The 24317-nt window shown below is 66.6% G+C and carries 19 protein-coding genes; 17 read left to right on the top strand and 2 right to left on the bottom strand.

The window, feature by feature from the left end; all coding sequences use genetic code 11:
- Nucleotides 1-77 precede the first annotated feature (77 nt).
- Nucleotides 78-1067, bottom strand: coding sequence for an aldo/keto reductase (locus ABZU72_RS13335; protein WP_355019331.1), 990 nt, complete (start codon nt 1065-1067; stop codon nt 78-80).
- Nucleotides 1068-1309: 242 nt separating this feature from the next.
- Between ABZU72_RS13335 and rplJ the strand changes: the two genes are divergently transcribed.
- From rplJ to ABZU72_RS13260, 15 genes are all read left to right on the top strand, one after another.
- Nucleotides 1310-1891 carry a 50S ribosomal protein L10 gene (rplJ, locus tag ABZU72_RS13330; RefSeq protein WP_355019330.1) on the top strand — a complete coding sequence of 194 codons (582 nt, stop codon included), beginning with the start codon at nt 1310-1312 and terminating at the stop codon, nt 1889-1891.
- A 92-nt stretch (nt 1892-1983) separates the two neighbouring features.
- The gene (rplL, locus tag ABZU72_RS13325) at nt 1984-2370 is read left to right on the top strand and encodes a 50S ribosomal protein L7/L12 (protein ID WP_179660967.1); all 387 of its coding nucleotides are present in this window, start codon (nt 1984-1986) and stop codon (nt 2368-2370) included.
- A 397-nt stretch (nt 2371-2767) separates the two neighbouring features.
- On the top strand, nt 2768-3754 hold the full coding sequence (locus ABZU72_RS13320) for an ABC transporter ATP-binding protein (protein ID WP_355019329.1): 987 nt from the start codon (nt 2768-2770) through the stop codon (nt 3752-3754).
- Entirely contained in the window at nt 3754-4539 is a 786-nt protein-coding gene (locus ABZU72_RS13315; RefSeq protein ID WP_160025586.1) for an ABC transporter permease, read from the top strand. The genes ABZU72_RS13320 and ABZU72_RS13315 overlap by 1 nt, the downstream gene beginning before the upstream one ends.
- A 12-nt stretch (nt 4540-4551) precedes the next feature.
- Nucleotides 4552-5379 carry an ABC transporter permease gene (locus ABZU72_RS13310; RefSeq protein WP_355019328.1) on the top strand — a complete coding sequence of 276 codons (828 nt, stop codon included), beginning with the start codon at nt 4552-4554 and terminating at the stop codon, nt 5377-5379.
- Nucleotides 5376-6737, top strand: coding sequence for an MCE family protein (locus tag ABZU72_RS13305; protein WP_355019327.1), 1362 nt, complete (start codon nt 5376-5378; stop codon nt 6735-6737). Before ABZU72_RS13310 ends, ABZU72_RS13305 begins: the two co-directional genes overlap by 4 nt.
- Nucleotides 6734-7786 carry an MlaD family protein gene (locus ABZU72_RS13300; RefSeq protein ID WP_355019326.1) on the top strand — a complete coding sequence of 351 codons (1053 nt, stop codon included), beginning with the start codon at nt 6734-6736 and terminating at the stop codon, nt 7784-7786. Before ABZU72_RS13305 ends, ABZU72_RS13300 begins: the two co-directional genes overlap by 4 nt.
- A complete protein-coding gene (locus tag ABZU72_RS13295; RefSeq protein WP_355019325.1) occupies nt 7783-8757 on the top strand; it encodes an MCE family protein in 975 nt (324 codons plus the stop codon). Before ABZU72_RS13300 ends, ABZU72_RS13295 begins: the two co-directional genes overlap by 4 nt.
- Nucleotides 8754-9896 (top strand): MCE family protein, encoded by a 1143-nt coding sequence (locus tag ABZU72_RS13290; protein WP_355019324.1) that lies wholly within the window; start codon nt 8754-8756, stop codon nt 9894-9896. The genes ABZU72_RS13295 and ABZU72_RS13290 overlap by 4 nt, the downstream gene beginning before the upstream one ends.
- Entirely contained in the window at nt 9893-11356 is a 1464-nt protein-coding gene (locus ABZU72_RS13285) for an MCE family protein (protein ID WP_355019323.1), read from the top strand. Before ABZU72_RS13290 ends, ABZU72_RS13285 begins: the two co-directional genes overlap by 4 nt.
- Complete coding sequence (locus ABZU72_RS13280; protein WP_355019322.1) at nt 11353-12621, top strand: MlaD family protein; 1269 nt, start codon at nt 11353-11355, stop codon at nt 12619-12621. Before ABZU72_RS13285 ends, ABZU72_RS13280 begins: the two co-directional genes overlap by 4 nt.
- 136 nt (nt 12622-12757) lie before the next feature.
- On the top strand, nt 12758-13390 hold the full coding sequence (locus ABZU72_RS13275) for a hypothetical protein (RefSeq protein WP_355019321.1): 633 nt from the start codon (nt 12758-12760) through the stop codon (nt 13388-13390).
- Nucleotides 13387-14310: a DnaJ domain-containing protein gene (locus tag ABZU72_RS13270; RefSeq protein ID WP_355019320.1), complete on the top strand. Its 924-nt coding sequence runs from the start codon at nt 13387-13389 to the stop codon at nt 14308-14310. The genes ABZU72_RS13275 and ABZU72_RS13270 overlap by 4 nt, the downstream gene beginning before the upstream one ends.
- Before the next feature lie 349 nt (nt 14311-14659).
- Nucleotides 14660-18130, top strand: coding sequence for a DNA-directed RNA polymerase subunit beta (rpoB, locus tag ABZU72_RS13265; protein ID WP_355019319.1), 3471 nt, complete (start codon nt 14660-14662; stop codon nt 18128-18130).
- 86 nt (nt 18131-18216) lie between these two features.
- Nucleotides 18217-22092, top strand: a complete 3876-nt coding sequence (locus ABZU72_RS13260; protein ID WP_355019318.1) for a DNA-directed RNA polymerase subunit beta' — start codon at nt 18217-18219, stop codon at nt 22090-22092.
- Nucleotides 22093-22145: 53 nt separating this feature from the next.
- On the opposite strand, the gene ABZU72_RS13255 is transcribed toward ABZU72_RS13260, so the two are convergent.
- A complete protein-coding gene (locus tag ABZU72_RS13255; protein ID WP_355019317.1) occupies nt 22146-23027 on the bottom strand; it encodes a zinc-binding dehydrogenase in 882 nt (293 codons plus the stop codon).
- 109 nt (nt 23028-23136) lie between these two features.
- On the opposite strand from ABZU72_RS13255, the gene ABZU72_RS13250 reads away from it, so the two are divergent.
- On the top strand, nt 23137-23523 hold the full coding sequence (locus tag ABZU72_RS13250; RefSeq protein ID WP_355019316.1) for a helix-turn-helix domain-containing protein: 387 nt from the start codon (nt 23137-23139) through the stop codon (nt 23521-23523).
- Nucleotides 23524-23828: 305 nt separating this feature from the next.
- On the top strand, nt 23829-24293 hold the full coding sequence (locus ABZU72_RS13245) for a DUF4232 domain-containing protein (protein WP_355019315.1): 465 nt from the start codon (nt 23829-23831) through the stop codon (nt 24291-24293).
- Nucleotides 24294-24317: the final 24 nt, after the last annotated feature.

Raw genomic sequence — 24317 nt, 5'->3', positions numbered from 1 at the left:
AGACGTCACCTAGGTCGGCCGAATCGGCAACGAGGTGCCCACTCGGCCGACGCGAGTGACGCCTCGGCGGGGGATCGTCACCAGCGGGAGTGGATGGCCTCGCGGAAGTGGGTGTCGTAGATCTGGCGTACGCCGGAGAGCAGCTCGTCGGAGAGCGCGGGCAGCGAGCCGGCGGCGGAGTTGGCGTGGGCCTGGGACGTGTTGCGGGCACCGGGGATGACGGTGGTGACGCCGGGCTGCTGAGCGACCCAGGCGAGGGCGACCTGCGCGGGCGTCGCGCCCTCGGGGCCGTGCTCGGCAGCCAGGGCGGCGAACTCCTGGGCGGCCTTGACCCCGGTGGCGTAGTCGACGCCGGAGAAGGTCTCGCCGACGTCGAAGGCCTCGCCGTGGCGGTTGTAGGTGCGGTGGTCGTCGGCGGCGAAGGTGGTCGACTCCGAGTAGCGACCTGACAGCAGTCCGGAGGCCAGCGGCACCCGCGCGATGATCCCGACGCCGGCCTCCGCGGCCGCCGGAAGCACCAGATCCAGCGGCTTGAGCCGGAACGCGTTCAGGATGATCTGGACGGACGCCACGTTGGGCCTCGCGATCGCTGCCAGGGCCTGGTCGCAGGTCTCCACGCTGACGCCGTACGCAGCGATCACCCCTTCCGAGACCAGGGTGTCCAGCGCGTCATAGGTGGCCGAGGACTCGATCGTCTCCGTCGGCGGGCAGTGCAACTGCACCAGGTCGATCGTGTCGACCCCGAGGTTGGTGCGCGAGCGGTCCAGCCACTCGCGGAACGCGGCGAGCGTGTAGTTCGAGGGCACCTGGTCCACCCGGCGCCCCATCTTCGTGGCCACGAAGATCCCGTCGTGCGACCGCAGGAACCGCCCGATCACCTGCTCGCTCCGGCCGTCCCCGTAGACGTCGGCGGTGTCGAGGAAGGTCACCCCGTCGCCCCCCGCGGCCTCGAGCACCGCCAGGGCGTCCGACTCGCTGACCTCGCCCCAGTCGGCGCCGAGCTGCCAGGTGCCGAGACCGATGACCGACGCCGAGCGACCGATCCTTCCGAAGGTGTGGCTCTCCATGCCGCAAACGTACTGCCCGCCGATTTGGCGGCACCCCGCGGCGTACGCATAATTGTTGTCTGAAACCAGAGACCGCCGGTTGTCAGGTGCGCATGCACTCGATCGAAGGTTCCGCAGGATGCGGACGGCCAGCGTAGGTGAAGAGCAAGACGAGATCGTACGTCACGCCCTGAGCCTGCGCTCGGGGCGTTTGTCATGCAGGGCCCTCGCCGGTGGGATCGATTCCCGGAAGAAGGAGACCCATGGCGCGGGCTGAAAGGCAGGCTGCCGTCGCGGAGATCGCTGAGAAGTTCAGCGCCTCGAGCGGCGCCCTGCTCACCGAGTACCGTGGTCTCACCGTCGGCGAGCTGAAGACTCTTCGCCGCTCGCTCGGTGAGAACGCCAACTATGGCGTGGTCAAGAACACGCTGACCAAGATCGCCGCCAAGCAGAGCGGCATCGAGGGTTTCGACGACCTGCTGACCGGCCCGACCGCGATCGCCTTCATCCAGGGTGACGTCGTTGAGGCGGCCAAGGGTCTGCGTGACTTTGCCAAGGCCAACCCCAACCTTGTCATCAAGGGTGGATACCTGGACGGCAAGGCCATCGACGCTGCTGAGGTTGGCAAGCTTGCCGACCTCGAGTCGCGCGATGTCCTGCTCGCCAAGCTTGCCGGCGCGATGACCGCGTCGCTGTCGCAGGCGCTCTACGCCTTCAACGCTCTGCCCTCGAAGACCGCGCAGCTCGCTGCCGCTCTCGAGGCCAAGGCCGCGGAGGACCCCTCGATCCTCGCAGGTGGTGCCGCTGAGCCGGCTGCCGCCGAGGAGGCTCCGGCCGAGGCCTGAGGCCCCGGTCGTAACTAACCACCACCTGTAACCCGGCCCGCTGCGGTACTCAAAGAAAAACGCAGAGGGCCACCACGAAAGGAAATGCCATCATGGCGAAGCTCACCACCGCCGAGCTGCTCGACGCGTTCAAGGAGCTCACCCTCATCGAGCTCTCCGAGTTCGTGAAGGAGTTCGAGGAGACCTTCGGCGTCACCGCTGCTGCTCCGGTTGCCGTCGCCGCCGCCGGCGCCCCGGGCGCCCCGGCCGCCGCCGCCGAGGAGGCCAAGGACGAGTTCGACGTCATCCTCGAGGCCGCTGGCGACAAGAAGATCAACGTCATCAAGGAGGTGCGCGCCCTGACCTCCCTCGGTCTGAAGGAGGCCAAGGAGCTCGTCGAGGGTGCCCCCAAGGCTGTCCTCGAGGCCGCCAACAAGGAGACCGCTGACAAGGCGAAGGAGGCCCTCGAGGCCGCCGGCGCCACGGTCACCGTCAAGTGATCTGAGGGCTTCGGCCCTTGAGCCCGGGTTCGGCGGATTCCGCCGGGCCCGGGCTTTCTCTACATTGCGGAAACAGTTCCGCAACAGATCGGGCAAGCTGCAGCGCAGCGCTCCGATCGTTCGAGCCGCGGGTTGCTACTCCTGAGTAGCCACTCGCGGTTTGTTTCGTTATCTTGAACACACGCCGGGCGTGAAGGGTCGCAATCCGACCGTCGACGTTCTGGCTGGGGGAGTCCGTCTCGGGTGGTGATCACCGTCATCGTTCGCAGGCCACTATGGTTTACAAAAGTGTGACGCGTGTCGCGGAAAGTGCGTAACCCCCGTCACACTCTGCCGTTAGTCGGGCAGTGGGGACTTGAGGGAGATCCCCGCGCGAACAGGAAGGGAGCCGGCCCGGATGGGTGTAGACGTAAAGATCGAAGGGCTGACCAAGAGCTTTGGTAAGCAGCTCATCTGGAAAGATGTCTCGTTGACCCTGCCTGCGGGCGAGATCAGCGTGATGCTGGGTCCGTCCGGCACGGGCAAGTCGGTGCTCCTCAAGACCTTGATCGGTCTGATCAAGCCCGACACGGGCTCCGTGGTCATCGAGGGCGTCGACATCGCCAGCTGCTCGGAGCGAGACCTCTACGAGGTTCGCAAGCTGTTCGGCGTGCTGTTCCAGGACGGCGCCATGTTCGGTTCCATGGACCTCTTCGACAACGTCGCGTTCCCGCTTCGTGAGCACACGAAGAAGAGCGAGTCCGAGATCCGCAACATCGTCATGGAGAAGATGGACCTGGTCGGTCTCATCGGCGCCGAGAACAAGCTCCCCGGCGAGATCTCCGGTGGTATGCGTAAGCGTGCCGGTCTGGCGCGTGCTCTGGTCCTCGACCCCGAGATCCTGCTGATCGACGAGCCCGACTCTGGTCTCGACCCGGTGCGTACGGCCTTCATCAACCAGCTCTTCATCGACCTGAACGCGCAGATCGACGCGACCTTCCTGATCGTCACCCACGACATCAACTCGACGCGTACGGTCCCGGACAACATCGGCCTGCTCTACCACAAGCACCTGGCCATGTACGGGCCTCGCGAGATGCTGCTGAGCTCCGAGGAGCCGGTGGTGCGGCAGTTCCTCAACGCCCAGACGATCGGCCCGATCGGCATGTCCGAGGAGAAGGACGCCGACGAGCTGGCCGCCGAGAAGGACCTGGGTCTGCCGCCGCTGCCGCCGATCCCGATGCAGCTCGAGCCGTCCAACGGCATTCCGCGCAAGTACCAGCGTCCGCCGGGCGCCTGGTGCCGAGAGAACGGTGTCACCCCGCCGCCGGGATCGTTCCGAGCAGACGCGGCCATGGCCCCCGGTGGTGTGAAAGCAGCAGACCCCACAGAGGCTCCTTACTGATGTCATCTCTGACCGCCGCCAGGGTCCTGAAGCCGATCGGGACCGCTGGCTCGCTCTTCGCGTTCGGTCTGGACGTGGGGCGCGCCGTGTTTCGGCGCCCCTTCCAGTTCCGAGAGTTCATCCAGCAGGCGTGGTTCATCGCGTCGGTGACGATCGTCCCGACCGCGCTGGTCGCGATCCCCTTCGGCGCGGTCATCGCGCTGCAGGTCGGTGGCCTCGTGGCCCAGTTCGGTGCGCAGTCCTTCGTGGGATCGGCCGCGGTCCTCGCGGTCGTCCAGCAGGCTGCCCCGATCGCGACCGCGCTGTTGGTCGCGGGTGCCGGTGGCTCGGCGATCGCCGCCGACCTCGGTGCTCGGAAGATCCGTGAAGAGCTCGACGCCATGATGGTTCTGGGCATCGACCCGATCCAGCGGCTGGTGGTCCCGCGTGTACTCGCCTGCATGATGATCGCGGTCTTCCTCAACGGCCTGGTCTCGATCGTCGGCGTCATGGGCGGGTACGTCTTCAACGTCATCATCCAGGGCGGCACCCCGGGTGCCTACCTGGCCAGCTTCACCGCGCTCGCGCAGATGGCCGACCTGTGGCAGGGCCTCGCGAAGGCGCTCGTGTTCGGTCTGATCGCGGCGATCGTGGCTTCGTACATGGGCATGAACGCCGGCGGTGGCCCCAAGGGCGTCGGTGACGCCGTGAACCAGTCGGTCGTCATCACGTTCCTGTTGCTGTTCATCGTGAACTTCGTGATGTCTGCGATCTTCCTGCAGATCATCCCGAGCAAGTCCGGATAGGAGGCGAGACGGATGGCGAACATCAAGGCGATCTACCAGAAGCCTGCCAAGAGCCTCGACCACCTCGGTGACGAGCTCGGCTTCTACCTGCGCGCGATCTCGTGGTTTCCGCGCACACTGAGGCGCTACAAGAAGGAGATCCTCCGGATCCTCGCCGAGGTCACCCTCGGGTCGGGGGCGCTGGCCGTCATCGGCGGCACCGTCGGCGTGATCTTGGCGATGACCTTCTTCACCGGTGCCCAGGTCGGCCTGTCGGGCTACACCGCCCTCGACCAGCTCGGCACCTCGGCGTTCTCCGGCTTCGTGTCGGCCTACTTCAACACCCGTGAGATCGCGCCGCTGGTCGCCGGCATCGCGCTCGCGGCGACGGTCGGCTGCGGCTTCACCGCCCAGCTGGGCGCGATGCGCATCTCCGAAGAGGTGGACGCTCTCGAGGTGATGGCGATCCCGTCGCTGCCATTCCTGGTGACCACCCGGATGATCGGCGGCCTGATCGCGATCGTGCCGCTCTACGTGGTCGGCCTGCTCTCCTCGTACGTCGCCACCCGGTTCACGGTGATCCTCTTCTACGGCCAGAGTGCGGGGACGTACGACCACTACTTCAACACGTTCCTGCCGCCCGTCGACGTGCTGTGGTCCTTCGGCAAGGTGCTGATCTTCGCCGTCGTGGTGATCCTGATCCACTGCTACCACGGCTACAACGCCTCCGGCGGCCCCGCAGGGGTCGGTGTCGCGGTCGGTAAGGCGGTGCGTACGAGCATCGTCGCCGTCTCCGTGCTCGACCTGATGCTCTCGATGGCGATCTGGGGCAGCACGACGACAGTGAGGTTGGCGGGATGACTCAGACACTCGCTCGCGACGAGGTCCATCACGACCTGCCCGCGCCGCACAAGCGGAGCGCCGTGGCGCTCGCCTGGGGCCGGCAGAAGGGCAAGATCCTCGGGATCCTCTTCCTCGCGCTGCTCCTAGCCGCGCTCGTCCTGACCTGGGCGCAGTTCACCAACCGGTTCGGACAGTTCGAGGAGATCACCCTCAAGGCCGACCGCGTCGGTCTGCAGCTCCCCGAGCGCGCCGACGTCAAGGTCCGTGGCCTGATCGTGGGCGAGGTCCTCGACATGAAGCCGACCGACGAGGGTGCCGAGCTGACCCTGGGGCTGTTCCCCGAGGAGATCAGCAAGGTCCACCCGGACGTGACCGGCGCGATCCTCCCCAAGACCCTCTTCGGCCAGAAGTACGTCTCGCTGGTCCCGCCCGACACCGACTTCACCGAGCCGATCCAGGCCGGTGCGGTCATCGAGAAGACCAAGATGGCCACCGAGGTCCAGGCCGTGCTGCGTGACCTCTACCCGCTGCTGCGGACGATCCAGCCGGCCGACCTCAACAACACGCTCAACGCGCTCGCCACCGCCCTCGAGGGTCGTGGCGACAAGCTCGGGGAGTCGCTCGACACCCTCGACTCCTACCTGAAGCGGCTGAACCCCGAGATCCCGGCGCTGATCGAGGACCTCGAGCTCGCCACGGAGGTCTCCGGCACCTACCAGGCCGTGCTCCCGGAGATCGGTCAGATCCTGCGCAACACCATCGTCACCGCGACCACGCTCGAGGACCGCGAGGTGGAGCTCAACAAGATGCTGACCGACGTCACCGCGTTCTCCAACACCGCCGACAAATTCCTCGACGACAACGGCGACACGCTGATCCAGGTCGGCGAGGTCGGTCGGCCGGTCACCCAGACGCTGGCCCGTTACGCCCCGATGTTCCCGTGCCTCATCGGTGGCATGGACGTCCTGACCGACGAGTTCACCGAAGTGTTCCGCAACAACACCGTCCACATCACGCTGGAGACGCTGCCGCACCAGTCGCGTCCCTACTCGACCAAGGACAAGCCGCGCTACGGCGAGGACAGCGGGCCCTACTGCGGTGAGATGCCGAACGCGTCCTGGAGCCAGAAGAAGCCGTTCGCGCCGTTCCCCAACAAGAACGACGGCGTCGACGAGCCCACCGGAAAGGGTGTCATGCGCTCCGCCACCGGGACGACCGGCTACTCGGCCCTGTCCTACGTCGGTACGTCGGCCGAGACCGATGTCATCAACGAGCTGTTCGCCCCCGGCATGGGCATGACCGCCAGTGAGGTCCCGGACCTCGGCGGGCTGCTGCTCGGCCCGGCCGCACGTGGAGCTGAGGTGACGTACGAATGAGCGCAGTGAAGCTCTTCGACGCCAAGACCTTCCAGGACTTCTGGAAGCTGGTGATCTTCGTGATCGTCACGACCCTGGCCACCGGCCTGCTCGCGATCACCATCGGCAACGTCACCTTCGGGCAGACCGATGAGTACAAGGCCGTCTTCACCGACGTCACCGGTGTGAACAAGGGCGACGACGTACGCATCTCCGGGGTCAAGGTCGGCTCGGTCAAGGGCATCGAGATCTCCGACGATGCCCGCAGCGCGGTGGTCACCTTCACGGTCGACAGCGCGCAGCAGATCGCGACCACGACCGAGGCGACGATCAAGTACCGCAACCTGATCGGCCAGCGCTACCTGGCGCTGACCAACCAGCTGGTGGGCGACTCCTCCGCCCTGCAGGAGGGCCAGACCATCCCGGTCGGGCAGACCCACCCGGCGCTCGACCTGACCGTGCTCTTCAACGGGTTCAAGCCGCTCTTCCAGGCGCTGTCGCCCAACGACGTCAACACCCTGTCCTACGAGATCGTCCAGGTCTTCCAGGGCGAGGGCGGCACGCTGGAGAGCCTGCTCTCCCACACCGCCTCGCTGACCTCGACGCTGGCCGAGAAGGACCAGGTCATCAACGCTCTGATCGACAACCTCACCGAGGTGCTCGAGCACGTGGGCGACCGCGAGAAGGAGCTCTCCAGCCTGATCGTGACCTTCCGCGACTTCGTCGGAGGTCTCAACAACGACCGCGAGGCGATCCTCGGCTCCCTGGACCAGATCTCGGCGCTCTCCGTGGAGACCGCCGACCTGGTGCACGAGGCGAAGGACCCGCTCCTGGAGGACCTGCGCCAGGCCCGGAGGTTCTCCGACGAGGTGGCAAAGGACAAGCGCCAGCTCGACGACGCCCTCGAGCTCCAGCCGATCAAGCTGGACAAGATCGGCGCGACGGCCAGCTACGGCGGTTGGTTCAACTTCTACCTGTGCGGTCTGCGGGGCACGATCCGAGACCCTGAGGGCAAGGACCTCGAGATTCCGCTCTACGAGCCCGGTCAAGCGAGGTGCAACCTCGGATGATTCCCTTCCGCGAACGTAACCCAGTCAAGATCGGCGCCGTCTCGATCGCCGTCCTCGTCATGCTGTTGGTGATGGCGTTCAAGGCCGACAGCCTGCCGCTGATCGGTGGTGGCACCACCTACTACGCCAACTTCTCCGAGGCCGGTGGCCTCAAGGCCGGCGACGAGGTCCGCGTGGCCGGCGTCCGGGTCGGCAAGGTCGACTCGATCGAGCTGGACGGCAACCAGGTCAAGGTCGGCTTCAAGATCCGCGAGAAGGTCAACTTCGGTGAGAACTCCGGAGCCGGCGTACGCGTGAAGACGCTGCTCGGCGACATGTTCCTCGAGCTGCAGCCGGCCGGAGAAGGCCAGATGAAGGCGGGAGCCACCATCCCGGTCGACCGCACGGAGTCTCCCTACGACGTGGTCGAGGCCTTCGAGGGGCTGGCCGATACCTCCGCCAACATCGACAAGGACCAGCTCGCCGCGGCGCTCACCACGCTCGCCGACCTGACCCGGTCGACGCCGGAGGAGTTCCAGGCCGCCCTCACCGGCGTCTCCGACCTCTCCCGCAACCTGGCCGCCAAGGACGAGCGCATCGAGTCGCTGCTCACCCAGCTCGACCGGGTGACGAAGGTGCTCGACGAGCGCGACGAGGACCTGATCACGCTGATGAACGACGCCAACCAGCTCTTCGCTGCGTTGGTCGAGCGGCGCGAGGCGGTCCACAACCTGCTGATCTCGACCCAGCTGCTCTCTAAGGAGCTCTCCCAGCTGGTCGACGACAGCCGTGCCGACCTCAAGCCGGCGCTGGAGAGCCTCGACGTGATCCTCGACGTCTTCACGAAGAACGAGGAGAACCTCGAGAAGTCCCTGCGGCTGATGGCGCCGTTCTACAAGGTCTTCAACAACACCCTGGGCAACGGCCCCTGGTGGGACACCTACATCCAGAACATGCCTCCCGTTCCGGCTCTCACTGGGAGGACCCCATGAACAAGGTAATTGTTCCGATCATCATCGGTGCTCTCGTCCTCGGGGTCGGGGCCTGGGCGCTGGTCCGCGACACCGGTGAGAAGACGCTCGTGGCGCACTTCCCGCGCACGGTCTCGCTCTACGAGGGCAGCGACCTGCGGGTGCTCGGCGTCGCCGTCGGCAAGGTGACCTCGGTCGAGCCGAACGGCACCGACGTGAAGGTCACCCTGGAATACAAGGGCGACGTCGACCTGCCCGCGGACGCCAAGGCCGTGATCATCTCGCCGTCGATCGTCGGCGACCGCTACGTCCAGGTCACGCCCGCCTACGACGGCGGCAAGAAGCTGGCCGACGGTGCGGTGCTGAGCACCGACAAGACGTCGGTCCCGGTCGAGCTCGACCAGATCTACTCCAGCGTCGACGATCTCGTGGTCGCGATCGGTCCCGACGGAGCCAACAAGAACGGCGCCCTCACCGACCTGCTGCAGCAGACCGCGAAGAACCTCGGCGGCCAGGGCGAGAAGATCAACTCGACCGTCGGCGACCTCGGCAAGCTGACCAAGGTGCTCGACAACCGCGACGAGCAGTTCTTCGACTCCGCCGAGCAGCTCGAAGGCTTCATCGGCACGCTCGCCGAGAACGACAAGACCGTACGCGACTTCGCCCAGGCGCTCGCCGAGGTCTCCTCGATGCTGGAAGGTGAGCGCGAAGAGCTCGCCGCGTCGATGAAGAACCTCTCGGTGGCGCTGAACAAGGTCACCCAGTTCGTCCGGGACAACAAGGCGATCCTGCGCGAGGACATCCAGAGCCTCAACCGGATCGGCAAGGTCCTCGTGAAGCAGCGCAAGGCGCTCGACGAGAGCCTCCGGACCGCTCCGCTGGCGCTCAACAACCTGGGCCTGGCGTACAACCCGGAGACCGGCACGCTCGACACCAACGCGAACATCACCATGATCCTCGACGAGATCATCGAGAACCCTGCCTCGTTCCTGTGCAGCCTCGTGGACCAGGCGACCGACGGGAGCAGCGCCGAGATCTGCTCGCAGATCCGGCAGATGCCGGGACTGAACCGCTCCGCGGCGATCGGACTCGGCACGGGTTCGTCCTACGGAGTGCCCTATGACATGTCGCTCGGCGGCCTGGTGGAGGTGAAACGATGAAGCGCGCCCTCCAGGCATTCGTCGGCGTGATCGCCGGCGCCCTGATGCTGACCGGCTGCGGCACCTTCTCCGTCTACGACCTGCCGCTCCCGGGCGGCGTGGACGCCGGTGACGACGCGATCTCGGTCACCGCGCAGTTCGAGGACACCCTCGACCTGGTGCCCCAGTCAACCGTCAAGCTCGAGGACATCGACGTCGGCAAGATCAACAAGATCTGGCTCGACGACGGCGTCGCCACCGTCGAGATGCTGCTGAAGAAGGACGTCAGCCTGCCGAGCAACGCCCGTGCGTCGATCCAGCAGACCTCCCTGCTGGGCGAGAAGTTCGTCTCGCTGGAGCGGCCCGCCGAGCCCGATTCGTCCAAGCTCGCCGACGGCTCGACCATCCCGCTGTCGCAGACCGGCCGCAACCCGGAGATCGAAGAGGTCTTCAGTGCGCTGAGCCTGCTGCTCAACGGTGGTGGCGTGGCTCAGCTGAAGACGATCTCGACCGAGCTCAACAAGGCGCTCGCCGGCCGTGAGGACTCCGCCCGCTCCGTACTCCACCAGGTGGAGAAGCTGGCGCGCGACCTCGACAACAACAAGGAGAAGATCGTCGCGGCCATCGAGGCGCTCGATGCGCTGGCGAAGGCCACCAACGCGCAGATGGGCTCCATCGACGCTGCCCTCGACGAGCTGCCCTCGGCGATCTCCAGCATCGACAAGCAGCGCGCCGACCTGGTCAAGATGCTCAAGGCCCTGGAGCGGCTCGGAGACACCGGCGTACGCGTCATCCGGGCGTCCAAGGACAACACCATCGGCATCATCAAGGACCTCAGGCCGGTCCTGTCGAACCTGGCCGACTCCGGCGATGACTTCGTCCGGGCGATGAACACGATCCTCACCTATCCGTTCGTCGACGCCGCGGTCGGTGGTTCGCCGCAGGCCGCGCGCAACCTGCACATGGGTGACTTCGTCAACCTCGACGTCACCGTCGACCTCAACCTCGACACGCTGCTCCAGAACGCGCCTCGGGTCGGTAGCACCGTCTGCTGGGGTCTCGAGGAGATCAACAGGAAGCTCAAGACGTATCCGGACGAGGAGACGGCTCTCGACTGGCTCAACAACCTCACGAACGTCTGCAAGGACGGCGGGCTGGCCAGCGCCATCGACACCTGCCAGGAGGTGCTGACCGGACAGTCCTCCTCGGCGCCCCAAGCGTGCGTGACGGGCGTGCTGGGTTCGATCGGGAAGACCCTCGACGGCCTGCTCGGGCTCGGGGCTCCCTCGTCCAACGGCGGGAGCAGCACCGACGACGGCTCCGGGTGCGTGCTGCTCCTGTTCTGCCGTGCCGGTGCGACACCGGGGACGCATGCGGTGACGTACGACGAGCTGAGCAAGGAGCTCGACCCGGGGCTGACCTCGCTGATGATCCCCGCGCTGAGCACCTCGAGCAACACTCACCAGGAGGGCGTCTCATGATCACCCGCCGTACGAAGATGCAGCTGATGGTCTTCTTGCTGATCACCCTCGTCGGGGTCAGCTTCGTCGGTGCGCGCTACGCCCGCCTGGGGTCGCTGTTCGTCAAGGACCACTACGTCGTGATGGCCCACTTCGAGCAGTCCGGCGGCATCTACGAGGACGCCGAGGTCGACTACCGAGGCGTCAAGATCGGCCAGGTCGGTGAGCTGGTGCTCAACCGCACTGGTGTCGACGTGACCCTGAAGATCGACAAGGGCTGGGAGGACAAGATCCCGGCCGACAGCCTCGCCGTGGTCGGCAACCGCTCCGCCGTCGGTGAGCAGTACGTCGAGCTGCAGCCGCAGTCCAAGGGCGGGCCCTACCTCGAGGACGGCTCCGAGATCGCCCGCGCCGCGACGACCACGCCGCTGCCGACCGAGAAGCTCCTCGAGGACGTCACCACGACGGTGAACTCGGTCGACCAGAAGGCGCTCACCACGACCATCGACGAGCTCGGCAAGGGGTTCGCCGGCACCGGTCAGGACCTGCAGACCATCATCGACACCGGCACCGCCTTCGTGGAGACCGCCGACCAGAACTTCGCCCTCACCACCCAGCTGATCCGGGACAGCAACACGGTCCTCCAGGGCCAGCTGGACAGCAGCTCGGCGATCAAGTCGTTCGCGACCGACCTGGAGCTGTTCACCGGCACCCTGGCCGGCTCCAACAAGGACCTGATCAGGCTGATCGAGAGTGGCTCGGCCAGCTCGATCGAGCTGCGGCAGTTCCTGGAGCAGAACGACGTGGAGATCAGCGAGCTCCTCAACGAGGTGCTGGTGACCGGCAAGGTCGTCCGGAAGAACCTGCCGGGTGTCAGGCACCTGCTCTCGATCTTCCCGGTCGTCGTCGAGGGCAGCTTCGCGGTCGTCGACGTCGGCCACCCCGGCCTGGCGCAGGCCCACTTCGGGTTGGCGCTGACCACCCAGGCGCCGTGCAAGCAGGGCTACGAGAGCACCAAGAAGCGCAGCCCGCTGGACCTGCAGAGCCGTCCGTTCAACACGGAGGTCTCCTGCACCGAGGACCCGAGCAAGTCGAACCCTCGTGGCTCCAGCCAGGTGCCGCGCGCGGCCGTCGGTGGCACCGACTCGATCGCCAGCTTCGACCCGGACACCGGCGAGCTCACCTGGGGCGAGGCCGAGGAGACCACGGTGTCGACCGCCGCTCCCGCCTCCTACGGCGAGGACGCCTGGAAGTGGCTCTACCTGCAGCCGATGGAGACCGAGTAGCCGGACCCCTGACCACCACGCAGCCGACCGGGGTCGGGGCCCGGAACGCTGCTGCATCGACCGATTCGCCAGCGGCGTACGGTGTTGATGCTTGGAAATGGCTCCTGGAGCCGCTGACCACAGAGAGTGATCCGTCTTGAGCACCACGACCGACCCCGGACCCGACACGGAGACCGGCGCAGAGACCGACCAGGCGACCGCGAACCGGGGCGCACTGCTCCGCTGGGGCGTCCTGGCCCTGCTGATCGCCGTGATCCTGGCTGCAGTCGTCTACGTCGGCTGGCAGCTGACCCGCGGCGCCGACGAGTCGGTGGTGAGCCAGCGCGAGCAGGTGATGGCGGCGGCCGACAAGTTCGTCGGCCGGGTCAACACCTACGGTCCCGATGACGTCGGCAGCGACAAGAAGACGATGCCGAAGTATCGCGAGCGGGTGGGTGAGCTCCTGACCCCGAAGTTCGAGAAGAGCTTCCTGGGCAACGTCGCCTTCGCCGAGGCCACCGTCGTCCAGCAGGGCGTCGGTCGCACCACGAGCGTGCACAGCACGGGCGTCGCCGGCCTCGACGAGGACAGCGCGACCGTGCTCGTCGTCGCCGAGCTCGCGATCAGCTACCCGAAGTCCGAGGGCTCCGAGGAGCGCGTCGAGGCGGCGCGTCAGCTCGCCCGTACAGAGGTGGAGCTGGTGAAGCAGAACGGGAAGTGGCTGGTCGACGACTGGTACCCCGCCGAGGAAGCTCCTACTTCGGAAAGCAGCGAAGGGGTGACACCATGAGTTCCACGATGACTAGTCCGACCTGGTACGACCTGCTCGACGTCGAGCCCGATGCCGCCACCGACGACATCCGCGCGGCGTGGAAGTCCGCGATTGCCGACCTGGACCCCACCGACCGCCGTTTCCGCACCCTCAACGATGCCGCCGCGGTCCTGCTGGACGAGAAGAAGCGGGCTGCGTACGACGCGGAGCTGGCCGCTCTCGAGGAGGCTGCGGTCGAGGACGAGGACAGTGAGGCCGACGAGGAGACCGCCGACGCCGCGGTGGCAGCCGACGCAGCTGACGACGACGAGCCTGCCGACGAGGAGCCCGACACCGGGGAGAGTGCGGCCACCGGACGTACGCTGCCGCTGCTCCCGACGTGGGGGCTGGTCGCCGCCGGGGCGCTCGCCCTGGCCGCGGTCGTCGCTGCCGGCGTGGTCTTCTTCGGGCAGGACAAGGTCAGCACTGTCGCCAACAACAACGTCACGACCAGCACCGTCGAGGGTGCGGTGGGCAAGCAGATCACCCGCAACCACAAGCTTCTCGTCGAGGAGCAGGGCGCCGAGGCGCTCGAGGCGGCGAAGAAGGCCGTCGTCCCGCTGCTCTCCTACGACTACAGCAAGATGGACGAGTCGAAGAGCAAGGCTCACGACGTGATGACCAAGGACTACCGCGAGGACTACGACCGGCTCTTCGCCGTGCTCGTCGACAACGTCCCCGAGACGAAGACCGTGGTGAAGACGCTCGCCCCGGTCGACGCCGGCGTCATCCGGGTCTCCGAGGACACCGTGCAGATCCTCGTGCTGGTCGACCGTCAGGTCACCAACGCCCAGCGGAGCACCCCGATCGGCTACCAGGAGTACGCGATGCTCACGATGGCCAAGGTCGGCGACGAGTGGCTGGTGGACAAGGTCGAGACCCAGCCGAGCCAGGACTAGGCCCGAGCTGACCTGGCCATCCAGGCTTTTGCGCTACCTGTCAAGTGATTGGAATAACTTTTCCGTGGGTCGGACCGATTGGCGCGGATGCTTGACCCGGGGTGCCGATGGGGCGCATGATCATCCGCGATGCTCGACAATGGCACTGCACCGACAACGCCGAGGTTCGAGCGCCGCAGGTGTGAATGAAGGTACGCCGGACTTTTAATTGGGCCCGGTGTTGTGAAGTGCGCTTTTGTGCCGTACGATGGCGCTTTGCGCATGCCTTCATATGCCCCTCAGCCTGCCCGGTGGCTGGTCGGTGGTCGGCGGCGCGAATCCACCTGCGAACCTTGTCGAAGGATTCCTCTTGGCCGCGCGCACCTCGTCGGGTGACTCCACCCCTCGCCGCATCTCTTTCGCTAAGATCTCAGAGCCTCTCGAGCTTCCCAAGCTCCTCGCCCTCCAGACCGACAGCTTCGACTGGCTGATCGGTAACGAGCGCTGGCAGGAGCAGGTCGCCGCCCGCGAAGCAGCGGGGGAGGACGTGTCTCACAAGTCCGGTCTACAGGAGATCTTCGAGGAGATCTCCCCGATCGAGGACTTCTCGGAGACGATGTCCCTCTCGTTCGAGAGCCCTGTCTTCTACGACCCCAAGTACACCGTCGAGGAGTGCAAGGAGAAGGACTTCACCTACTCCGCGCCTCTCTATGTCTCGGCGGAGTTCACCAACAACGACACCGGTGAGATCAAGGGCCAGACGGTCTTCATGGGCGACTTCCCGCTCATGACCGAGCAGGGCACCTTCGTCATCAACGGCACCGAGCGTGTTGTCGTCTCGCAGCTCGTCCGGTCCCCGGGCGTCTACTTCGAGCGCACCGCCGACAAGACGTCCGACAAGGACATCTACACCGCCAAGCTGATCCCCAGCCGCGGCGCCTGGCTCGAGTTCGAGATCGACAAGCGCGACCTGGTCGGCGTCCGCCTCGACCGCAAGCGCAAGCAGAACGTCACGGTGCTGCTCAAGGCCCTCGGCTGGACCAACGAGCAGATCCGCGAGGAGTTCGGCGAGTACGAGTCGATGATGCTGACCCTCGAGAAGGACAGCACCACCGCTCAGGACGACGCGCTGCTCGACATCTACCGCAAGCTGCGCCCGGGCGAGCCCCCGACGCGTGAGGCCGCGCAGACGCTGCTGAACAACTACTACTTCAACCCGAAGCGCTACGACACCGCCAAGGTCGGTCGCTACAAGGTCAACAAGAAGCTCGGTCTGACCGAGGCCTTCGACCAGCAGACGCTGACCGTCGATGACATCGTCGCGACGATCAAGTACATCGTCGCGCTGCACGACGGGCGTGCGCAGCTCGAGATGCCGGCCGGCACCACCGAGGTCGCCGCTGACGACATCGACCACTTCGGCAACCGCCGGATGCGTACGGTCGGCGAGCTGATCCAGAACCAGCTGCGTACGGGCCTTGCTCGTATGGAGCGGGTGGTGCGCGAGCGGATGACGACCCAGGACGTCGAGGCGATCACGCCGCAGTCCCTGATCAACATCCGTCCCGTGGTCGCTGCGCTGAAGGAGTTCTTCGGCACCTCGCAGCTGTCGCAGTTCATGGACCAGAACAACCCGCTCGCGGGCCTGACGCACAAGCGGCGTCTGTCGGCTCTCGGTCCGGGTGGTCTCTCCCGTGACCGCGCCGGCATGGAGGTCCGAGACGTCCACCCGTCGCACTACGGCCGGATGTGCCCGATCGAGACCCCTGAGGGTCCCAACATCGGTCTGATCGGTTCGCTGGCCTCCTTCGGCCGGATCAACCCGTTCGGCTTCGTCGAGACGCCCTACCGCAAGGTCGAGAACGGTGTCGTCACCGACAAGATCGACTACCTGACCGCCGACGACGAGGACCGCTACGTCATCGCGCAGGCCAACGCGGCCGTCGACGAGAACATGAAGTTCGCGACCGAGCGCGTGCTGGTCCGCCAGCGCGACGGTGAGGTCTCCGAGCTCCTGGCCGACGAGGTCGACTACATCGACGTCTCGCCGCGCCAGATGGTGTCGGTCGCGACCGCGCTGATCCCGTTCCTCGAGCACGACGACGCCAACCGTGCGCTCATGGGCGCCAACATGCAGCGTCAGGCGGTGCCGCTGGTCCGCAGCGACTCGCCGCTGGTCGGCACGGGCATCGAGTACCGCGCGGCTGTCGACGCCGGTGACGTGCTCGTCGCGAAGAAGGCCGGTGTGGTCAAGGAGGTCTCCTCCGACCTGATCGAGACCCTCAACGACGACGGCACCTACACCTCGTACAAGCTCGCGAAGTTCGAGCGCTCCAACCAGGGCAACTGCGTCAACCAGCAGCCGCTGGTCGACGAGGGCGCCCGGGTCGAGGTCGGCTCCCCGCTGGCCGACGGTCCGGCGACCCAGGGTGCCGAGATGGCGCTGGGTGCCAACCTCCTGGTCGCCTTCCAGTCGTGGCAGGGCCACAACTACGAGGACGCGATCATCCTCTCCCAGCGTCTGGTGCAGCAGGACTACCTCACCTCGATCCACATCGAGGAGCACGAGGTCGACGCCCGCGACACCAAGCTGGGGCCGGAGGAGATCACCCGGGACATCCCGAACGTCTCCGAGGAGATGCTGGCCGACCTCGACGAGCGCGGCATCATCCGCATCGGCGCCGAGGTCACCACCGGTGACATCCTGGTCGGCAAGGTCACCCCGAAGGGCGAGACCGAGCTGACCCCGGAGGAGCGCCTGCTCCGCGCGATCTTCGGTGAGAAGGCGCGCGAGGTCCGCGACACCTCGATGAAGGTTCCGCACGGCGAGGAGGGCACCGTCATCGGTGTCCGCGTCTTCGACCGTGAGGAGGGCGACGAGCTGCCCCCGGGCGTGAACCAGCTGGTTCGGGTCTACGTGGCGCAGAAGCGCAAGATCTCCGTGGGTGACAAGCTCGCCGGCCGTCACGGCAACAAGGGCGTCATCGCGAAGATCCTGCCGGTCGAGGACATGCCGTTCATGGAGGACGGTACCCCGGTCGACGTCCTGCTCAACCCGCTCGGTGTTCCGCGTCGTATGAACATCGGACAGGTCCTGGAGCTCCACCTCGGCTGGCTCGCCAAGCAGGGCTGGGACCTCAACCTCTCCGAGGACCCCGAGGACAGCGCCTGGAAGCAGCGCCTCATCAAGATCCACGCCGACAAGGCCGACCCGGGCACCAAGGTGGCCACCCCGGTCTTTGACGGTGCGCGTGAGGACGAGATCACCGGTCTGCTCAGCGCGACCCTCCCCAACCGGGACGGTCGGCGTGTGGTCGGCACCGACGGCAAGGCCCGCCTCTTCGACGGTCGCTCCGGCGAGCCGTTCCCGGAGCCGGTGGCTGTGGGCTACATGTACATCCTCAAGCTGCACCACCTGGTCGACGACAAGATCCACGCGCGTTCGACTGGTCCGTACTCGATGATCACCCAGCAGCCGCTCGGCGGTAAGGCCCAGTTCGGTGGCCAGCGCTTCGGTGAGATGGAGGTCTGGGCGATGGAGGCGTACGGCGCCGCCTACGCCCTGCAGGAGCTCCTCACCATCAAGTCGGACGACGTGCCCGGCCGTGTGAAGGTGTACGAGGCGATCGTCAAGGGCGAGAACATCCCCGACTCGGGTATCCCGGAGTCGTTCAAGGTTCTCGTCAAGGAGATGCAGTCGCTGTGCCTGAACGTCGAGGTGCTGAGCCAGGACGGTTCGGCGATCGAGCTTCGTGACGCGGAGGAAGACGTCTTCCGCGCCGCCGAGGAGCTCGGCATCGACCTCTCCCGTCGCGAGCCCTCTTCCGTAGAGGAAGTCTGACGAGCGGGAGGTACGCCTCGGCGTACCTCCCCTCCCTCAGTCCCCTTTGAATTTTCCAAGAACTAACGAAGGAACTGGAAGCCACCGTGCTCGACGTCAACTTCTTCGATCAGCTCAAGATCGGCCTGGCCACCGCGGACGAGATCCGCGCGTGGAGCCACGGCGAGGTCAAGAAGCCTGAGACCATCAACTACCGCACGCTCAAGCCCGAGCGTGACGGCCTCTTCTGCGAGAAGATCTTCGGTCCCACCCGGGACTGGGAGTGCTACTGCGGCAAGTACAAGCGCGTGCGCTTCAAGGGCATCATCTGTGAGCGCTGTGGCGTCGAGGTCACCCGCTCCAAGGTACGCCGGGAGCGGATGGGCCACATCGAGCTCGCCGCTCCGGTGACCCACATCTGGTACTTCAAGGGCGTTCCGTCGCGGCTGGGCTACCTGCTCGACCTCGCTCCGAAGGACCTGGAGAAGGTCATCTACTTCGCTGCGTACATGATCACCTCGGTCGACGAGGACGCGCGTCACCGCGACCTGTCCTCGCTCGAGGCCAAGGTCGACCAGCAGCGCAAGATGCTGACCGGCCGGCTCGACGTGGCGATCAACGACCGCGCCAAGAAGCTCGAGACCGACCTGGCCGCGCTCGAGGCCGAGGGCGCCAAGTCCGACGCCAAGCGCAAGGTCAAGGACGGCGCCGAGCGCGAGATGAAGCAGCTGCGCGACCGCACCGAGCGTGAGGTCAACCGTCTCGACGAGGTCTGGGACACCTTCAAGAACCTGAAGGTCCAGGACCTCATGGGCGACGAGCTGCTCTACCGCGAGATGAAGACCTGGTTCGGGAAGTACTTCGAGGGCCACATGGGCGCCACGGCGATCCAGAAGCGCCTCGAGAGCTTCGACATCGCCGAGGAGGTCGAGAACCTGCGCGAGACCATCGCCACCGGCAAGGGTCAGCGCAAGGTCCGCGCGCTCAAGCGCCTCAAGGTCGTCGACGCCTTCCGCAAGACCGGCAACCAGCCGACCGGCATGGTGCTCGACGCCGTCCCGGTCATCCCGCCGGACCTGCGCCCGATGGTGCAGCTCGACGGTGGCCGCTTCGCGACCTCCGACCTCAATGACCTCTACCGTCGTGTGATCAACCGCAACAACCGCCTCAAGCGTCTCCTCGACCTCGGTGCCCCCGAGATCATCGTGAACAACGAGAAGCGGATGCTGCAGGAGGCCGTCGACTCGCTGTTCGACAACGGTCGTCGCGGCCGCCCGGTCACCGGGCCGGGCAACCGTCCGCTGAAGTCGCTCTCCGACATGCTCAAGGGCAAGCAGGGCCGCTTCCGTCAGAACCTGCTCGGTAAGCGCGTCGACTACTCGGGCCGTTCGGTCATCGTGTCGGGTCCGCAGCTCAAGCTGCACCAGTGCGGTCTGCCGAAGCAGATGGCCCTGGAGCTGTTCAAGCCGTTCGTGATGAAGCGCCTGGTGGACCTGAGCCACGCTCAGAACATCAAGTCCGCCAAGCGGATGGTCGAGCGTGCTCGCCCGGTCGTGTGGGACGTCCTCGAAGAGGTCATCACCGAGCACCCGGTTCTGCTGAACCGTGCGCCCACCCTGCACCGCCTCGGCATCCAGGCCTTCGAGCCCCAGCTGATCGAGGGTAAGGCCATCCAGCTGCACCCGCTCGTCTGCACCGCGTTCAACGCGGACTTCGACGGTGACCAGATGGCTGTCCACCTGCCGCTGTCGGCGGAGGCTCAGGCCGAGGCTCGCATCCTGATGCTCTCGACCAACAACATCCTCAAGCCGTCCGACGGTCGTCCGGTCACGATGCCGACCCAGGACATGATCATCGGTCTCTACTTCATCACCTCCGACCGCGAGGGTGAGATCGGCGAGGGCCGTGCCTTCTCGTCCCCGGCCGAGGCCATCATGGCCTTCGACCACCTCCAGATCACGCTGCAGTCGAAGATCAAGATCCGCCTCGACGACATCGTCCCGCCGATCGGCTACGACGTGCCGGAGGGCTGGACCGAAGGCAACCCGCTCGTGCTCGAGACCACGCTGGGCCGGGTGATCTTCAACGACACCCTGCCGGCCGACTACCCCTTCGTGAACTACGAGGTCGGTAAGAAGCAGCTCGGCGCGATCATCAACGACCTGGCCGAGCGTTACACCAAGGTCGAGGTCGCGGCGTCGCTGGACGCGCTCAAGGACAACGGCTTCCACTGGGCCACCCGTTCGGGTGTCACGGTCTCCATCGACGACGTCACCACGCCGCCGAACAAGGCCGAGATCCTGGAGACCTTCGAGACGCAGGCTGCCAAGGTGCAGAAGCAGTTCGAGCGCGGCCTGGTCACCGACGAGGAGCGCCGTCAGGAGCTCGTCGAGATCTGGACCGAGGCCGCCAAGGTCGTCGGTGCTGCCATGGAGAAGGCGTTCGACCGCAAGAACCCGATCTACATGCAGGTCACCTCGGGTGCTTCGGGTAACTTCAACCAGATCCGCCAGGTCGGCGCCATGCGAGGACTGGTGGCCAACCCGAAGGGCGAGATCATCCCGCGGCCGATCAAGTCGAACTTCCGCGAGGGTCTCTCCGTCCTGGAGTACTTCATCTCCACCCACGGTGCTCGTAAGGGTCTGGCCGACACCGCGCTGCGTACCGCCGACTCGGGTTACCTGACCCGTCGTCTGGTGGACGTCTCGCAGGACGTCATCATCCGTGAGGACGACTGCGGCACCGAGCGCGGTCTGCCCAAGGTCATCGGTGTCGACCAGGGCGGCGTCGTCGTCAAGGACGACAACGCCGAGACCGCTGCGTACGCTCGCACGGCTGCCGTCGACATCGAGCACCCGTCGACCGGCGAGGTTCTCGCGGTCGCCGGCGAGGACCTGGGCGACGTCAAGATCGAGGAGCTGGTTCGCGCCGGCATCACCGAGGTCAAGGTCCGTTCGGTCCTCACCTGTGAGGCTCGTACGGGTACGTGTGCCAAGTGCTACGGCCGCTCGCTGGCCACCGGCAAGCTCGTCGACATCGGTGAGGCGGTCGGCATCATCGCCGCCCAGTCCATCGGTGAGCCCGGCACCCAGCTGACCATGCGTACGTTCCACACCGGTGGTGTGGCCTCGGCCGACGACATCACGCAGGGTCTGCCGCGTGTCGTCGAGCTCTTCGAGGCGCGTACGCCGAAGGGTGTCACGCCGATCTCCGAGGTCGCCGGACGCGTCGAGATCGAGGAGACCGACAAGGCCCGCAAGGTCCTGGTCACCCCGGACGACGGCTCCGAGGTCAAGGAGTACGTCGTGTCGCGCCGCTCGCGTCTGCGGGTTGGCGACGGCGACCACATCGAGGTCGGCGCTCCGCTGACCATCGGTACGCCGGACCCCAAGGAGGTCCTCCGTATCCTCGGTGTCCGCAAGACGCAGCAGCACCTCGTGGACGAGGTCCAGCAGGTCTACCGGTCGCAGGGTGTGTCCATCCACGACAAGCACATCGAGATCATCGTGCGGCAGATGCTGCGCCGGATCACGGTGCTCGAGTCCGGTGACACCAACCTGCTGCCCTCCGACCTGGCCGACCGCATCGACTTCGAGTCGGAGAACCGGCGCGTGGTCTCCGAGGGCGGCAAGCCGGCCTCGGGTCGTCCGGAGCTGATGGGCATCACCAAGGCCTCGCTGGCCACCGAGTCCTGGCTGTCGGCGGCCTCCTTCCAGGAGACCACCCGCGTCCTCACCGACGCTGCCATCAACGGCCGCTCGGACTCGCTGCGCGGTCTGAAGGAGAACGTCATCATCGGTAAGCTCATCCCGGCCGGTACCGGCCTGGAGCGCTACCGGAACATCAAGGTCGAGCCGACCGATGAGGCTCGCGCCGCGGCGTACTCCGTGACCGGTTACGACAACTACGACTACGAGTTCGGCAACACCGGCGGCCAGGCCGTCGCGCTGGACGACTTCGACTTTGGTTCGTACCAGAGCTGATCGAGTGGTCTAGAAGGCCCCGCCACCTTCGGGTGGCGGGGCCTTCGTCCTTTTCACGGGATCAGCAGCCAGCGGCCATCGGATCCCGGTGCAGCCTCCGCCTCCTGGTAGGCCTCGGCGGCCTTGCTCAGCGGGCGGGTCGCGGCGATCCGGGTCGGCACCGTGCCGTCGGCCGCCAACCGGAGGAGGTCGGCGAGCACCGCGCCGTCGGGCTGGTTCAGTGCGGTCGAGACCTCGATGCCGCGCTCGGCCGTCGGTGCCCGGCCGGGCTTGACGCTGACGTAGCGGCCGCCGTCGCGTACGCCTGACAGGGCCGGTTCGTTGAGCGCTGCCAGGTCGAGGACGGCGTCGTGCGCGTGCGGTTCGATCTCGGTGACGGCGTGGTCGGCGCCGGTGGCGAGGTGCTCGGTGCCGGGGCGTACCAGGGCGTCGACCGTCCAACCGTCGGCTTTGGCCAGCGCCAGTGCCCACAGGCCGACGCCGCCGGCGGCACCGGTGACGAGAAGGCTGCCGCGTTCGGTGCCGAGCAGGTCGAGCGCCTGGCGGGCGGTGAGCGCGTTGAGCGGAGCCGCGGCGGCCGACTCGAGGGTGAGCCCGTCGGGTACGGCCGCTGCGGCGGAGGCGGTGACGACGACCTCGGTCGCGTGGGCGCGGGCGCCTGCGGCCGGGTTGCTGTGGAGGCCTGCGACGCGGTCGCCGATGACGAATCCGGAGACCGCCTCGCCGACCTCGGTGATTACGCCGCTGAAGTCGAAGCCGAGGCCGATGACGTCGGGGAGGCCGATGGCTGCGTGGTCGCTCGCGACGAAGGCGTCGAAGAGGGTGAAGCCGGCGGCGGCCACCTCGACGCGGATGTCGTCGGGGCCGAGCGTCTGGGCAGGGAGCTCCTCGAGGCGCGGGGTCGGGTCGCCGGCGCGGGAGATGAGTGCGTACATGGTGTTCGTCCTTTGCGGTGGTCGACTGGTTGCGTGTACTACTTTCGGTGCCCTACTCTCCTTTGGGAAGAAGGCACTTTGAAGTGGCGTACGCACCTGGAGGTCTGCCATGGGGACGACGACGGCCGAGCGGCCGAGCGGATTCGACGCATTCTCGGCGCTGTGTCCGAGCCGGCGGCTGCTGGACACGATCGGTGACAAGTGGGTGAGCCTGGCGATCGTGGCGCTGGGGCTCCGCGGCCCGCTGAGGTATTCGGAGCTGGCCTCGCAGATCGAGGGGGTGAGCCAGAAGATGCTGACCCAGTCGCTGCGGAAGATGGAGCGCGACGGCCTGCTGATCCGCACGGTGACCCCGTCGGTGCCGGTGCGAACCGACTACGAGCTCACCCCGCTCGGGCAGACGCTGCTGCCGGTCATCGGCCACCTCAAGGCCTGGGCCGAGGAGCACATGCCGGAGGTCGACGCGGCTCGGACGGTGTACGACAGCAGGGTCTGAGATTTTCTCGAGATCCGACGCAACGAAGCGAACGGTCCGCGCGTCTCAGGATTGGGACGATGAGTTAACTGGCTGGATCTATCTAGCTGGCATCTGCTACTCGAGGAGCGAAGATGCGGCACCTACGACTGATGGTGGTCGGAATCGGGGTCCTCGGCGTGCTCGCGGTGGGAGGTTGTGGGTCGACGAAGGACGGGGCGGTCGACTCGTCACCATCTGCCTCCGGGACCGCGGATCCCGCCCAAGCGAGCAGCACACCATCGTCCCCGACTCAGTCCTCACCGGCGGCCACGGGGGGTTCGCCGGTGAGGACTGAGTCCTCTGCTTCGTCCTCTGACCCCGCACCGGCGGATCGGAAGACGCCGAAGTGCACCGACGCCGACCTGAAGGCCGGCTATCGCGCGACCGATGCCGGCGCCGGATCGCGGTTCGGCGAGATCACGCTGACCAATGTCTCCGGCCATGCGTGTGCCCTCGGTGGCTTCGGCGGACTGTCGTACGTCGGGGGTGGCGACGGCGCCCAGGTCGGCGCGCCCGCGGCACGTGAGGGCAAGTGGCGCACGGTGATCATGAAGCCAGGTCAGGTGGCCGTGAGCGAGGTCTCCGAGTCGACGGCCGAGAACTATCCGGCCCCGGCCTGCAAGCCGACCGAGGTGGACGGGTTCCGGGTCTACGTGCCCGACTCCTACGACTCGCAGTTCGTCCGCCACGAGACCACCGGGTGTGCGGACAAGAACGTGTCGCTCCTGTCTCATCACGCGTTCCACTAGCGGCCATCCGGCTGCGGGATCCTG

The organism is Nocardioides sp. NPDC004968, from assembly GCF_040608935.1.
Classification (GTDB): Bacteria; Actinomycetota; Actinomycetes; order Propionibacteriales; family Nocardioidaceae; genus Nocardioides.
Note: the sequence above shows the minus strand (reverse complement) of the source record. Positions and strands in the feature narration are given on the sequence as shown.

Coding starts and splice junctions, on each gene's coding strand:
- ABZU72_RS13335 (WP_355019331.1), bottom strand. CDS start 1,067: ATGGAGAGCCACACCTTCGGAAGGATCGGTCGCTCGGCGTCGGTCATC.
- rplJ (WP_355019330.1), top strand. CDS start 1,310: ATGGCGCGGGCTGAAAGGCAGGCTGCCGTCGCGGAGATCGCTGAGAAG.
- rplL (WP_179660967.1), top strand. CDS start 1,984: ATGGCGAAGCTCACCACCGCCGAGCTGCTCGACGCGTTCAAGGAGCTC.
- ABZU72_RS13320 (WP_355019329.1), top strand. CDS start 2,768: ATGGGTGTAGACGTAAAGATCGAAGGGCTGACCAAGAGCTTTGGTAAG.
- ABZU72_RS13315 (WP_160025586.1), top strand. CDS start 3,754: ATGTCATCTCTGACCGCCGCCAGGGTCCTGAAGCCGATCGGGACCGCT.
- ABZU72_RS13310 (WP_355019328.1), top strand. CDS start 4,552: ATGGCGAACATCAAGGCGATCTACCAGAAGCCTGCCAAGAGCCTCGAC.
- ABZU72_RS13305 (WP_355019327.1), top strand. CDS start 5,376: ATGACTCAGACACTCGCTCGCGACGAGGTCCATCACGACCTGCCCGCG.
- ABZU72_RS13300 (WP_355019326.1), top strand. CDS start 6,734: ATGAGCGCAGTGAAGCTCTTCGACGCCAAGACCTTCCAGGACTTCTGG.
- ABZU72_RS13295 (WP_355019325.1), top strand. CDS start 7,783: ATGATTCCCTTCCGCGAACGTAACCCAGTCAAGATCGGCGCCGTCTCG.
- ABZU72_RS13290 (WP_355019324.1), top strand. CDS start 8,754: ATGAACAAGGTAATTGTTCCGATCATCATCGGTGCTCTCGTCCTCGGG.
- ABZU72_RS13285 (WP_355019323.1), top strand. CDS start 9,893: ATGAAGCGCGCCCTCCAGGCATTCGTCGGCGTGATCGCCGGCGCCCTG.
- ABZU72_RS13280 (WP_355019322.1), top strand. CDS start 11,353: ATGATCACCCGCCGTACGAAGATGCAGCTGATGGTCTTCTTGCTGATC.
- ABZU72_RS13270 (WP_355019320.1), top strand. CDS start 13,387: ATGAGTTCCACGATGACTAGTCCGACCTGGTACGACCTGCTCGACGTC.
- ABZU72_RS13255 (WP_355019317.1), bottom strand. CDS start 23,027: ATGTACGCACTCATCTCCCGCGCCGGCGACCCGACCCCGCGCCTCGAG.
- ABZU72_RS13250 (WP_355019316.1), top strand. CDS start 23,137: ATGGGGACGACGACGGCCGAGCGGCCGAGCGGATTCGACGCATTCTCG.